The sequence below is a fragment of the Rhodococcus sp. NPDC058532 genome, from assembly GCF_042719255.1.
Taxonomy (GTDB): Bacteria; Actinomycetota; Actinomycetes; order Mycobacteriales; family Mycobacteriaceae; genus Rhodococcus_G.
Genome location: NZ_JBHXNU010000009.1, coordinates 1 through 11,365, shown reverse-complemented (window position 1 = coordinate 11,365; position 11,365 = coordinate 1). Strand labels below are relative to the sequence as shown.

Annotated in this window: 16 protein-coding genes; 14 read left to right on the top strand and 2 right to left on the bottom strand. The window is 68.3% G+C overall.

From position 1 onward, the window contains the following. Nucleotides 1-208 precede the first annotated feature (208 nt). From secY to map, 3 genes are read left to right on the top strand one after another with little or no spacing between them, the layout of a single operon-like run. Complete coding sequence (gene secY, locus ACFWQG_RS12660) at nucleotides 209-1,522, top strand: preprotein translocase subunit SecY (RefSeq protein ID WP_378507976.1); 1,314 nt, start codon at nucleotides 209-211, stop codon at nucleotides 1,520-1,522. Then, nucleotides 1,519-2,064: an adenylate kinase gene (locus ACFWQG_RS12655; RefSeq protein ID WP_378507975.1), complete on the top strand. Its 546-nt coding sequence runs from the start codon at nucleotides 1,519-1,521 to the stop codon at nucleotides 2,062-2,064. Before secY ends, ACFWQG_RS12655 begins: the two co-directional genes overlap by 4 nt. Nucleotides 2,065-2,079: 15 nt before the next feature. Next, nucleotides 2,080-2,874 (top strand): type I methionyl aminopeptidase, encoded by a 795-nt coding sequence (gene map / locus ACFWQG_RS12650; RefSeq protein WP_378507974.1) that lies wholly within the window; start codon nucleotides 2,080-2,082, stop codon nucleotides 2,872-2,874. A 65-nt stretch (nucleotides 2,875-2,939) separates the two neighbouring features. Here map and ACFWQG_RS12645 read toward each other — a convergent pair whose 3' ends face one another. Further along, nucleotides 2,940-3,380, bottom strand: coding sequence for a hypothetical protein (locus ACFWQG_RS12645; protein WP_378507973.1), 441 nt, complete (start codon nucleotides 3,378-3,380; stop codon nucleotides 2,940-2,942). A 192-nt stretch (nucleotides 3,381-3,572) separates the two neighbouring features. Here ACFWQG_RS12645 and ACFWQG_RS12640 point away from each other — a divergent pair, with 192 nt between their 5' ends. From ACFWQG_RS12640 to ACFWQG_RS12630, 3 genes are read left to right on the top strand one after another with little or no spacing between them, the layout of a single operon-like run. After that, nucleotides 3,573-4,439: a hypothetical protein gene (locus tag ACFWQG_RS12640; RefSeq protein ID WP_378507972.1), complete on the top strand. Its 867-nt coding sequence runs from the start codon at nucleotides 3,573-3,575 to the stop codon at nucleotides 4,437-4,439. After that, nucleotides 4,436-4,870 carry a MerR family transcriptional regulator gene (locus ACFWQG_RS12635; RefSeq protein ID WP_378507971.1) on the top strand — a complete coding sequence of 145 codons (435 nt, stop codon included), beginning with the start codon at nucleotides 4,436-4,438 and terminating at the stop codon, nucleotides 4,868-4,870. Before ACFWQG_RS12640 ends, ACFWQG_RS12635 begins: the two co-directional genes overlap by 4 nt. Beyond that, on the top strand, nucleotides 4,854-5,858 hold the full coding sequence (locus tag ACFWQG_RS12630) for an aldo/keto reductase (RefSeq protein WP_378507970.1): 1,005 nt from the start codon (nucleotides 4,854-4,856) through the stop codon (nucleotides 5,856-5,858). Before ACFWQG_RS12635 ends, ACFWQG_RS12630 begins: the two co-directional genes overlap by 17 nt. A 7-nt stretch (nucleotides 5,859-5,865) precedes the next feature. Here the strand turns inward: ACFWQG_RS12630 and dtd are convergent, their stop codons facing one another. After that, entirely contained in the window at nucleotides 5,866-6,297 is a 432-nt protein-coding gene (gene dtd, locus ACFWQG_RS12625; RefSeq protein WP_378507969.1) for a D-aminoacyl-tRNA deacylase, read from the bottom strand. Between the two features lie 243 nt (nucleotides 6,298-6,540). Between dtd and infA the strand changes: the two genes are divergently transcribed. The 8 genes from infA to truA all read left to right on the top strand — a co-directional run bounded on the left by infA (nucleotide 6,541) and on the right by truA (nucleotide 11,227). Continuing rightward, the gene (gene infA, locus ACFWQG_RS12620; RefSeq protein ID WP_003418601.1) at nucleotides 6,541-6,762 is read left to right on the top strand and encodes a translation initiation factor IF-1; all 222 of its coding nucleotides are present in this window, start codon (nucleotides 6,541-6,543) and stop codon (nucleotides 6,760-6,762) included. Between the two features lie 78 nt (nucleotides 6,763-6,840). After that, the gene (gene rpmJ / locus ACFWQG_RS12615) at nucleotides 6,841-6,954 is read left to right on the top strand and encodes a 50S ribosomal protein L36 (RefSeq protein WP_003938068.1); all 114 of its coding nucleotides are present in this window, start codon (nucleotides 6,841-6,843) and stop codon (nucleotides 6,952-6,954) included. 253 nt (nucleotides 6,955-7,207) lie between these two features. Beyond that, nucleotides 7,208-7,579 carry a 30S ribosomal protein S13 gene (gene rpsM / locus ACFWQG_RS12610; protein ID WP_378507968.1) on the top strand — a complete coding sequence of 124 codons (372 nt, stop codon included), beginning with the start codon at nucleotides 7,208-7,210 and terminating at the stop codon, nucleotides 7,577-7,579. Beyond that, a complete protein-coding gene (rpsK, locus tag ACFWQG_RS12605) occupies nucleotides 7,579-7,992 on the top strand; it encodes a 30S ribosomal protein S11 (protein WP_005239680.1) in 414 nt (137 codons plus the stop codon). Before rpsM ends, rpsK begins: the two co-directional genes overlap by 1 nt. A 26-nt stretch (nucleotides 7,993-8,018) precedes the next feature. Continuing rightward, entirely contained in the window at nucleotides 8,019-8,624 is a 606-nt protein-coding gene (gene rpsD, locus ACFWQG_RS12600; protein ID WP_378507967.1) for a 30S ribosomal protein S4, read from the top strand. 117 nt (nucleotides 8,625-8,741) lie between these two features. Beyond that, on the top strand, nucleotides 8,742-9,806 hold the full coding sequence (locus tag ACFWQG_RS12595; RefSeq protein WP_378507966.1) for a DNA-directed RNA polymerase subunit alpha: 1,065 nt from the start codon (nucleotides 8,742-8,744) through the stop codon (nucleotides 9,804-9,806). A 33-nt stretch (nucleotides 9,807-9,839) separates the two neighbouring features. Next, the gene (rplQ, locus tag ACFWQG_RS12590) at nucleotides 9,840-10,337 is read left to right on the top strand and encodes a 50S ribosomal protein L17 (protein ID WP_378507965.1); all 498 of its coding nucleotides are present in this window, start codon (nucleotides 9,840-9,842) and stop codon (nucleotides 10,335-10,337) included. Nucleotides 10,338-10,339: 2 nt separating this feature from the next. Beyond that, nucleotides 10,340-11,227, top strand: coding sequence for a tRNA pseudouridine(38-40) synthase TruA (gene truA, locus ACFWQG_RS12585; RefSeq protein WP_378508094.1), 888 nt, complete (start codon nucleotides 10,340-10,342; stop codon nucleotides 11,225-11,227). The last annotated feature ends 138 nt before the right edge of the window (nucleotides 11,228-11,365 follow it).

Here is an 11,365-nt window from a genome sequence, read left to right as displayed (position 1 = left end):
GGGGGAACCCACCGCGGGTCTGGAGAGCTTAACCGGGAAACCCGGTGACTCCCGCCACATCGTTTTGGGGTCCCCGCGGCCGTCGCCGTTGGCGGCGATTTATGGGATTGCCCGGCGGTCGCTTCCGGCGCCACTGATAGAGTTCTGGAGTTCACCCGACCATCGGGCGCTCTCGCCCACCCTCACCTCGTCGTGCCCAGGAGGATTCTTGCTTTCCGCCTTCGTCTCGGCCTTCAGGACTCCAGACCTGAGGCGGAAGATCCTCATCGCACTCGGACTGATCGCGCTCTACCGGCTCGGTGCGACGGTGCCGTCGCCCGGCGTCGACTACGGCAACGTCAAGGCGTGTATCGATCAGATCTCGGGCAGTGAGCAGGCGGGCATCTACTCGCTGATCAACCTGTTCTCCGGTGGCGCGCTGCTGCAGCTGTCGATCTTCGCGATCGGCATCATGCCGTACATCACGGCGAGCATCATCGTGCAGCTGCTGACCGTCGTCATCCCGCGGTTCGAGGAACTCCGCAAGGAGGGCCAGTCCGGCCAGGCGAAGATGACGCAGTACACCCGGTACCTGTCGATCGCGTTGGCGATCCTGCAGTCGACCGGCATCGTCGCCCTCGCCGCCCGCGGCCAGCTGCTGCAGGGCTGTCAGGAGCCGATCCTCGCCGACGACTCGGTGTTCGCGATGGTCACCATCGTGCTGGTGATGACCGCGGGCGCGGCACTGGTCATGTGGATGGGTGAGCTGATCACCGAACGCGGCGTCGGCAACGGCATGTCGCTGCTGATCTTCGCCGGCATCGCGTCCCGGCTCCCGTCCGAGGGCGGGGCCATCCTCGACTCGCGCGGCGGCCTGATCTTCGCCGCGGTCTGCGTGGCGCTGCTGGTGCTGATCGCCGGTGTCGTGTTCGTCGAGCAGGGCCAGCGCCGGATCCCCGTCCAGTACGCGAAGCGGATGGTCGGCCGCAAGATGTACGGCGGCTCGTCGACGTACCTGCCGCTGAAGGTCAACCAGGCGGGTGTCATCCCGGTCATCTTCGCGTCGTCGCTGCTGTACCTGCCGAACCTGATCGCGCAGCTGACCGGCGCGACGAGCACCACGGACCCCAGCTGGTGGCAGCGGATCATCAACGAGTACCTGGTGAACCCGGCGAACCCGGTCTACATCCTCATCTACTTCCTGCTCATCGTCTTCTTCACCTACTTCTACGTCGCGATCACCTTCAACCCGGAGGAACGCGCCGACGAGATGAAGAAGTTCGGCGGCTTCATCCCCGGGATTCGTCCCGGCCGTCCGACCGCGGACTACCTCCAGTACGTGCTCAGCCGCATCACGCTGCCGGGCGCCATCTATCTCGGTCTGATCGCCGTGCTGCCCAACTTCTTCCTCGCGCAGGGGACGTCGGGTACCAGCATCTTCGGCGGCGCAGCCGTGCTGATTCTCGTCAGCGTCGGCCTCGACACCGTCAAGCAGATCGAAAGTCAGCTCATGCAGCGCAACTATGAAGGGTTCCTCAAGTGAGACTCGTCCTCGTTGGACCTCCCGGTGCCGGTAAGGGCACCCAGGCCGAAATCCTGTCGGAGAAGCTCGGCGTTCCGCACATCTCGACGGGCGACCTGTTCCGCGCGAACATCGGGCAGCAGACGGCGCTCGGCCTCGAGGCGAAGAAGTACATGGATGCCGGGGACCTGGTGCCCAGCGAGATCACCAACAACATGGTCAAGGCCCGGGTCGCCGAGCCGGACGCCGCGAACGGCTTCCTGCTCGACGGGTTCCCCCGCACCGTCGACCAGGCGGAGGCGCTGAAGGCGATCCTCGCCGGGCTGAACGTGTCCCTCGACGGCGTGCTCGCGTTCGAGGTCGAGGACGACGTCGTGGTTGAGCGGATGCTGGCCCGCGGCCGCGCCGACGACACCGAGGACGTCATCCGCAACCGGATGCGCGTCTACCGCGAGGAGACCGCACCGCTGCTCGACTACTACGCCGGCAGCATCGTCACCGTCGACGCCGTCGGTGAGATCGACGAGGTCAACGCCCGCGCGCTCGCCGCGCTCGGCAAGTAAGAAGAGGATCCGCTCGTGGGGTTTCGTCGTAAGAAGGTCGTCCCGTTCCGCACCGCCGGTGAGCTCGACGCCATGGCCGCGGCCGGGGCGATCGTCGGCGCGGCCCTGGTTGCGGTGCGGGCCGCGGCCACGCCCGGGGTCAGCACCCTGGACCTGGACCGGATCGCCGAACAGACGATCCGGGATGCCGGCGCGGTGCCGTCGTTCCTCGGCTATCACGGCTTCACCGGCTCGATCTGCTCGTCCGTGAACGACCGCGTGGTGCACGGCATCCCGTCCGCCGGCGACGTCCTCGCCGAGGGCGACCTGGTGTCCATCGACTGCGGCGCGATCCTGGACGGCTGGCACGGCGACTCCGCCTGGACGTTCGGGGTGGGGGACCTGTCCGACGCGGACCGCGACCTCAGCGACGCCACCCGGCTGTCGATGGAGGCGGGGATCGCGGCGATGCTGCCCGGGGCCCGGCTCACCGACATCTCGCACGCGATCGAACTGGGCACCCGGGCCGCGGAACGGTCGCACGGCCGCAGCTACGGCATCGTCGACGGCTACGGCGGGCACGGCATCGGCCGCGAGATGCACATGGAGCCGTTCCTCGCCAACGAGGGCAAGCCAGGCAAGGGCCCGGAACTGGTGGTCGGGTCGGTCCTCGCGATCGAGCCGATGCTCACCCTCGGCACCACCGAGACCGAGGTCCTCGACGACGACTGGACCGTGGTGACGATCGACGGATCCCGCGCCGCGCACTGGGAGCACACCGTCGCGGTCACCGAGGACGGTCCGCGGATCCTCACGCTCCGCCCCGAATAGCACGCACCCGACGAGCGGGCGGCGGCACCGGACTCGGTGCCGCCGCCCGTTTCGCGTCTCCGATGTCAGAACACGATGCAGGCGACGCCGAACACGTTGAAGCCGTTGCCGACGGTGACCGGCGCCGCGCTCACACCGCCCCCTGCGCCGACATCGTTGGCGTTGACCACGAACTTCCCGGTCGCGTTCGGTGTCCAGGTTGCCTCGACGGTGTCGTTGACAGCGGTGGAGGTGTCGGTGCCGAACTTCGTCCAGGCGCCGCCCGGATCCGGGCGCGAGAAGAACTCGACGGTCTCCGCGTTCTCGGTTGCCTTGGCGGTCACCTTGTACGGGCAGGTGGTGCCGTAGTCGGCGGTCCCGACCCGGATGTTGAGGCCCGGCTCGATGGCGACGCTGCCGGGTGCGACATCTGCCGAGGCGACGGGCGGGGCCATCAGCAGCGCGGCGGCGGCGCCTGCTCCCGCGGCGAGGACCGCGGCTCGGGGACGGGTGACATGTCGGGACATGGTGACCTCCTGCGACTGCGCCGGGTACCTGCCGGGTATCCGGTGGGGTGGTCGCGGCCGGGGGAAGGAGGAGGCGTGAGGCGGGGACGGCACGCGATGCCGACGCCGTGCGGGATGTACACCGCACCAATTCAGACTACGACGGAGGTCAACCGGGTCAGGGGGCTTCCGATCCCGGCTATCGTCGCGGGCATGGATGCGGACCGGATCGAGCAGCTGTGCGCGTCACCGGGCGGTGGTGTCCTGCTCGGATGGCTCGCCGACGGCACACACACCCTGGTGGACCTGGCCGATCCGATCGCGGGCCCGTCCGTGGTGTCGGCGGCGGTCGCCGAGCTGAGCCCGTGGTGGGACGGCCACGCGGCTACCGTTGAGGCTGCCGTCCGGTGTGGCCGGGAGCATCGGGACCTTGCCGCCGACGTGGTGGACCTGGCTGGCGCGGCGGGTTGGTGGGCGCCGCTGCGCCGTGAGAGTCAGGTTTGGCTGAAGCCGTACGAGAGCCTGGACTTCCCCGACCCGGACACCCACTTCACGCCGACCGAGGTCGGCGGATTCGACCTGTATGTGCAGCGCCCGGCGGACCGGATCGCCACGTCGACCCTGACCTCGACGGCCCCCGACGACTGGTCCGCCCATCATGCGTGCGCCGCGGCGGGTCATGAAGATTGGGTCGACGACTACGAGGCCAGCACCCGGACCGTTCGGGTGTCGCCAGCGGCGCGCGTCGCGGAGATCGGCTCGGCCGCGGACTGGCACAACCTCGTCGCCCGGCACGGGGTCACCGCTGCTCCGGCGGACCGGTCGGACCCGCGGACCGACGGTGAACCGTGGGGATCGAACGGCGGTCGGGTGCCGGACTGGCCGGGTATCGCGACCGCCTACGACGGGGTGCACATCACGCAGTGGGCCTTCCTCACGGCCACCCAGGTTCGGGTGGCATCCCCGGCAGGCTGGTCGGAGTTGTGGGCATGCGCGGGGGAGGAGACGACCTGGTTGCGCTGGGTGTTCGAGGAGGTCGGCGCGCTCCGCCCGTTCGACCCGCGCGAGGAGATGCGATGACCGCCGATCCGGGCATGACGATCGCGGAGGTGGTCGCGCGGACCGGGCTCACCGCGCACACCCTGCGCTACTACGAGCGGGACGGCCTGATGCTCGCCGAGATCGGCAGGGCGTCGTCCGGGCACCGGAGATACACCGCATTCGACGTGGCGTGGATCGAACTGATCACCCGGCTGCGGGCGACCGGGATGCCGATCCGGGAGATTCAGCGGTACGCGGCGTTGGTTCGCGCCGGGGACGGCACCGAATCGGACCGGCTGGAGTTGCTGCTGGTGCATCGGGGCAGGGTGCTGGCGCAGCTCGCGGAGGTGACCGAGCACCTGGCCGCGCTCGATACGAAGATCGGGGTGTACACCGAGCGGGTCGCGGCGCGGGGCTTGACTTCGAGTGCGCTCGAAGACGTTGACTCGTCGCATGACACCCGACCTTGACACCAGAACCCTCGGACTCGACTCGCCCCTGACCGTCTCCACCGTCGGCCTCGGCTGCATGGGCATGTCGGAGTTCTACGGCCCCGCCGACGACGCCACCGGCATCGCCACCATCCGCCGCGCCCTCGATCTTGGTGTCACCCTGCTCGACACCGCCGACATGTACGGCCCGTTCGTCAACGAGGAGCTGGTCGGCCGCGCGGTCGCGGGTCGGCGGGACGCGGCGGTGCTCGCCACGAAGTTCGGCAACGAGCGACGCCCCGACGGCACCCGGATGGGAATCAACGGCCGACCCGACTACGTCATCGCGGCCTGTGACGCCTCGCTGCGACGGCTCGGCGTCGACCACATCGACCTGTACTACCAGCACCGGGTCGACCCCGCGGTGCCGATCGAGGACACGGTCGGCGCGATGGCGGGACTGGTTGCGGCGGGCAAGGTCCGCCACCTGGGGCTGTCCGAGGCGGGCCCGGACACCATCCGGCGGGCGCACGCCGTCCACCCGATCACCGCATTGCAAACGGAATACTCGCTGTTTAGCCGCGACCTCGAGGACGAGATCCTGCCGACGATTCGCGAGCTCGGGATCGGCCTGGTGCCGTACTCGCCGCTCGGCCGTGGGCTGCTGACCGGCGCGGTCACCGCCGCGACCGGTGCGACGGGCGAGGGCGACCTGCGTCGCTCGGACTACTTCCCGCGGTTCCGGGGCGACGCACTCACGACGAACCTGTCGCTGGTGGAGCGGGTGCGGGCGGTGGCGACGGGGAAGGGGGTCACCGCCGGCCAACTCGCGCTGGCCTGGGTGCTCGCGCAGGGCCCCGACATCGTTCCGATCGCCGGCACCAAGCGAGTGCGGCACCTGGAGGAGAACGTGGCCGCGGCCGCGGTCGAACTGACGGCCGCGGACCTGGAGGCACTGGCGGCCGCGGTGCCGCGGGACGCGGTCGCCGGTGCCCGCTACGGGGACATGTCGAGCATCGACGGCTGACCGGCGATCAGGCCTCGAGCAGCAGCGTCACCGGTCCGTCGTTCACCGACGCGACGTGCATGTGAGCCCCGAAGTGCCCGGTTGCGACCGTGGCACCGAGCTCGCGGAGGGCGTCGGCGAACGCGTCGACGAGGGGTTCGGCGACCGGGCGCGGGGCGGCCGCCGACCAGGACGGGCGCCTGCTCTTGCGGGCGTCCCCGAGCAGGGTGAACTGGCTGACCACCAGGATCGGGGCGTCGACGTCGGAGGCGGACCGCTCGTCGTCGAGGATCCGTAGCCGCCAGATCTTCGTCGCGAGGCCGGCCGCGGTCGCGGCGGTGTCGTCGTGGCCGACCCCGAGCAGGACGAGCAGACCCTGCCCGCTCGGCGCGATCCGGCCGACGACCGTCCCCTCCACCTCCACCGACGCCTCGGTCACTCGTTGCACCACCGCACGCACGGGCATCGTCCTTTCGGTCGGGGAGGGCTGCGCGGCAGGGAGGGCTCCGCGCCGCATTTGGCCTGGTGGGAGAACTCCGGTAAAGTGGATCAATGGTGCGTCCTGCGTGCCGGTTGTCCGCTGTTTCGATCCCGCTTCCCGCGTCGTTCTCGGGGTGCACTCGAAGGCAGTGAGCGGCCGGTTCTCCATCGCGTCCGCACCACCGTAACGGAGAACGATGCCCACCAACGGATCGCGGAGGATATGGCTAAGAAAGACGGGGCCATCGAGGTCGAGGGACGAGTTGTCGAGCCGCTGCCCAATGCGATGTTCCGCATTGAGCTGGAGAACGGCCACAAGGTCCTCGCACACATCAGCGGCAAGATGCGTCAGCACTACATTCGCATCCTGCCCGAAGACCGGGTCGTCGTAGAGCTGTCGCCCTACGACCTTTCTCGCGGTCGCATCGTCTACCGGTACAAGTAACAGGCTTCCCGGGCCGGCCCTGGTCTGGGAGAGGTATGTCCACCGACCGGTGGGCGACACACAGGAGATCAGACAGACGTGAAGGTTCAGCCCAGCGTCAAGAAGATCTGCGAGAAGTGCAAGGTGATCCGCCGCAACGGGCGGGTCATGGTGATCTGCGAAAACCTGCGCCACAAGCAGCGTCAGGGCTAGATCGCTCTTCTCGAAGATCTGCTTGGCAACAAGCACAGATGACCTTCCAGCACCTGCCGGCGTTCACGGCCACCGGACACGACACCCTCGGGTGACGGATCCACGCGCAGACGTCGGTGCACCCCCGGCACGGAGGCCGGGGCCCCACTGAGTTAGTTGAAAGACGTACCGCCGGGATCGGGACACCCGGAACCGGCGGTGACACAGGGGATGGGCTGGGAGCAGACCTCCGCACACCGAAAAGGAATGCCACATGGCACGACTCATGGGTGTCGATCTTCCCCGCGAAAAGCGGATGGAGATCGCACTGACCTACATCTACGGCGTCGGCCGTACCCGCTCCAAGGAGATCCTCGCGGCTACCGGCGTGAGCGCCGACCTGCGCAGCAAGGACCTGAGCGACGACGACCTCACCAAGCTCCGCGACTACATCGAGGGCTCGGAGCTCAAGGTCGAGGGCGACCTGCGCCGCGAGGTGCAGGCCGACATCCGTCGCAAGATCGAGATCGGCTGCTACCAGGGCCTGCGCCACCGTCGTGGTCTGCCCGTGCGTGGACAGCGCACCAAGACCAACGCGCGTACCCGTAAGGGTCCGAAGCGCACCGTCGCAGGGAAGAAGAAGTAATGCCTCCGAAGTCACGTAGCACCGGTCCCAAGAAGACCCAGAAGGCGCGTCGCAGGGACAAGAAGAACGTCCCGCACGGTGCCGCTCACATCAAGAGCACCTTCAACAACACGATCGTGTCCATCACGGACCCGGCAGGCAACGTCATCTCGTGGGCGTCGTCGGGCCACGTGGGTTTCAAGGGCTCGCGTAAGTCCACCCCGTTCGCCGCCCAGCTGGCCGCCGAGAACGCTGCCCGCAAGGCGCAGGAGCACGGCGTGAAGAAGGTCGACGTCTTCGTCAAGGGCCCCGGCTCCGGACGCGAGACCGCGATCCGCTCGCTGCAGGCCGCCGGTCTCGAGGTCGGCACCATCTCCGATGTCACCCCCCAGCCGCACAACGGCTGCCGCCCGCCCAAGCGGCGTCGCGTTTAAGTAGCGGGAAGGATAGGTAAAAGAACATGGCACGTTATACCGGACCCGTTACCCGCAAGTCGCGTCGTCTGCGCGTCGACCTCGTCGGAGGCGACCAGGCGTTTGAGCGTCGCCCCTACCCGCCGGGCCAGCACGGCCGCGCGCGGATCAAGGAGAGCGAGTACCTGCTCCAGCTGCAGGAGAAGCAGAAGGCTCGCTTCACCTACGGCGTCATGGAGAAGCAGTTCCGCCGCTACTACGAGGAGGCGAACGCTCGCCCCGGCAAGACCGGCGAGAACCTGCTCCGCATCCTCGAGACCCGCCTCGACAACGTCGTGTACCGCGCCGGCCTGGCCCGGACCCGTCGTCAGGCTCGCCAGCTGGTCACCCACGGCCACTTCCTGGTGAACAACAAGAAGGTCGACATCCCCAGCTACCGCGTCTCCCAGTACGACATCATCGATGTCCGGGAGAAGTCGCTGGCGACCCTGCCCTTCCAGATCGCCCGCGAGACCTACACCGAGCGCCCCAACGCGGGCTGGCTGCAGGTCGTCCCGGGTCGCCTGCGGATCCTGGTCCACCAGGAGCCGGAGCGTGCGCAGATCCAGGTGCCGCTGCAGGAGCAGATGATCGTCGAGTTCTACTCGAAGTAAAGCCTCACGGCCCGTGCGCGGTTTGCCTGTCCTCGGACCTGCAAGCCGCGCACGGGTGCCGAAGGCACCATCCAACGTGGGCGTCAAATAGCGGACGCCCGTACAGGAGGAGAACCAATGCTCATTTCGCAGCGACCCACCCTGACCGAAGAGGTCATCGCTGACAACCGCTCGAAGTTCGTCATCGAGCCCCTTGAGCCCGGCTTCGGGTACACCCTCGGCAACTCGCTTCGCCGCACCCTGCTGTCGTCGATCCCCGGCGCTGCTGTCACCAGCATCCGCATCGACGGCGTCCTGCACGAGTTCACCACCGTCCCCGGCGTGAAGGAGGATGTCACCGACATCATCCTGAACCTCAAGGGCCTGGTCGTGAGCTCGGAAGAGGACGAGCCGGTCACCATGTACGTCCGCAAGCAGGGCCCCGGCGCCGTCACTGCTGGCGACATCGTGCCCCCGGCCGGCGTCACGGTGAACAACCCGGATCTGCACATCGCCACCCTGAACGACAAGGGCAAGCTGGAGATCGAGCTCGTCGTCGAGCGCGGTCGCGGCTACGTCCCCGCCGTCCAGAACAAGGCGTCCGGCGCCGAGATCGGCCGCATCCCGGTCGACTCGATCTACTCGCCGGTGCTCAAGGTCACCTACAAGGTGGAGGCCACCCGCGTCGAGCAGCGCACCGACTTCGATCGGCTCGTGCTGGACGTGGAGACCAAGAACTCCATCACCGCGCGGGACGCGCTCGCCTCGGCGGGCAAGACCCTGGTTGAGCTCTTCGGCCTGGCCCGTGAGCTGAACGTCGAAGCAGAAGGCATCGAGATCGGACCCTCGCCCGCCGAGGCCGATCACATCGCGTCCTTCGGGCTGCCGATCGAGGACCTGGACCTGACGGTCCGGTCCTACAACTGCCTCAAGCGCGAGGGTGTGCACACGGTCGGCGAGCTGGTCGGCCGCACCGAGTCCGATCTGCTCGACATCCGCAACTTCGGCCAGAAGTCCATCGACGAGGTCAAGGTCAAGCTGCACTCGCTCGGCCTGTCCCTCAAGGACAGCCCGGCCTCGTTCGATCCGTCCACGGTTGCCGGCTACGACGCCGCCACCGGGACCTGGAGCGACACCGATGCCGGTGCCTTCAACGAGGGCGACGGCAACGACCAGGACTACGCCGAGACCGAGCAGCTGTAACCAGCTCACTGGGTCCTTACTAGGAGATTCATCATGCCCAAGCCCAAGAAGGGTGCCCGCTTCGGCGGGTCGGCTTCGCACCAGAAGGCGATCTTCGCCAACCTGGCGACCGCGCTGTTCGAGCACGGCCGCATCACCACCACGGAGGCCAAGGCCAAGGCCCTGCGTCCGTACGCCGAGAAGATCGTGACCAAGGCCAAGGGTGGCACCCTCGCCGACCGTCGCGAGGTCCTCAAGGTGATCCGCAACAAGGATGTCGTGCACACCCTGTTCGCGGAGATCGGCCCGTTCTACGCGGAGCGCGACGGCGGCTACACCCGCATCATCAAGACCGTCCCCCGCAAGGGTGACAACGCCCCGATGGCGATCATCGAGCTCGTCAAGGAGCAGACGGTCACCTCCGAGGCCGATCGCGCCCGCCGCGTCCAGGCGTCGCAGGAGGCCAAGGCCGAGGAGACCAAGGTCGAGGAGACCGAGGCCGCTCCGGCCGAGTCCACCGAGGCCGCGGCCGACGAGGACAAGAAGGACTAACGCTGAACGCGTCAGAACCTGCGAACGAACCCGTCACTCCCCTCCGGGAGGGCGGGTTCGTTCGCTTTCGACTGGACATCACCTACGACGGCACCGACTTCTCCGGCTGGGCCCGCCAGCCCGGGCTGCGGACGGTGTGCGGCGTGCTGGAGCAGGCGATCGCGACGGTGTTGCGGCAGCCGGTGCAGCTGACCGTTGCCGGCCGCACCGACGCCGGTGTGCACGCGAGTGGTCAGGTCGCGCATCTGGATCTCGCGCAGGACATCGAGGAGCCGGAGCGCCTGGTGCGCAGGCTCGCCCGGTTCCTGCCCGCGGATGTGCGGGTCAAGGCGATCACGCCGGTCCCCGCCGCCTTCGATGCCCGCTTCTCCGCGATCCGCAGGCACTACGAGTACCGCGTCACCACCGCGCGCTACGGGGCGGAGCCGCTGCGCGCCAGGGACACCGTGTCGGTGCCGAAGGTGCTCGACCTGGACGCGATGCGGGCCGCCTCGCACGCGCTGCTCGGGCTGCACGACTTTGCCGCGTTCTGCCGTCGCCGCGAGGGCGCGACCACGGTCCGCGACCTGCAACGCTTCGACTGGCTGCGGTCGAATGATGACTCCGCTCGCGGTGACGGTGACATCCTGACCGCGTACGTCAGCGCCGACGCGTTCTGCTGGTCGATGGTCCGCAGCCTGGTCGGTGCGGTCCTCGCGGTCGGGGAGGGCAGGCGCACCGTCGACTGGACCGCCGCGCTGCTGCAGGAGCGGGAACGTTCGAGTTCGGTGCTGGTCGCGCCGGCGCACGGGCTCTCCCTCGTGCGGGTCGACTACCCGGCCGACGAGAACCTCGCCGCCCGCAACGCCGCCACCCGTGAGGTCCGGACCCTGCCCGGCGGCTGCTGCTGAGTGCGCTTCGCGCCCGTGCGTGATTTTCACCCCGACCGGGGTGAAAATCAGGCTCTTGTGACGTGTCCGTGGGTGGAACCCCGTACCAAATGAGGCGCACGCCGTTCTCCCAGTAGCGTTCTGGATTGTCTAGAAACA

Excerpts from the sequence above, each read along its gene's own strand:
- ACFWQG_RS12595 (WP_378507966.1), top strand. The coding sequence starts at position 8,742 with ATGCTCATTTCGCAGCGACCCACCCTGACCGAAGAGGTCATCGCTGAC.
- ACFWQG_RS12640 (WP_378507972.1), top strand. The coding sequence starts at position 3,573 with ATGGATGCGGACCGGATCGAGCAGCTGTGCGCGTCACCGGGCGGTGGT.
- ACFWQG_RS12635 (WP_378507971.1), top strand. The coding sequence starts at position 4,436 with ATGACCGCCGATCCGGGCATGACGATCGCGGAGGTGGTCGCGCGGACC.
- infA (WP_003418601.1), top strand. The coding sequence starts at position 6,541 with ATGGCTAAGAAAGACGGGGCCATCGAGGTCGAGGGACGAGTTGTCGAG.
- rplQ (WP_378507965.1), top strand. The coding sequence starts at position 9,840 with ATGCCCAAGCCCAAGAAGGGTGCCCGCTTCGGCGGGTCGGCTTCGCAC.
- rpsD (WP_378507967.1), top strand. The coding sequence starts at position 8,019 with ATGGCACGTTATACCGGACCCGTTACCCGCAAGTCGCGTCGTCTGCGC.
- ACFWQG_RS12630 (WP_378507970.1), top strand. The coding sequence starts at position 4,854 with ATGACACCCGACCTTGACACCAGAACCCTCGGACTCGACTCGCCCCTG.
- ACFWQG_RS12645 (WP_378507973.1), bottom strand. The coding sequence starts at position 3,380 with ATGTCCCGACATGTCACCCGTCCCCGAGCCGCGGTCCTCGCCGCGGGA.
- rpsM (WP_378507968.1), top strand. The coding sequence starts at position 7,208 with ATGGCACGACTCATGGGTGTCGATCTTCCCCGCGAAAAGCGGATGGAG.
- rpsK (WP_005239680.1), top strand. The coding sequence starts at position 7,579 with ATGCCTCCGAAGTCACGTAGCACCGGTCCCAAGAAGACCCAGAAGGCG.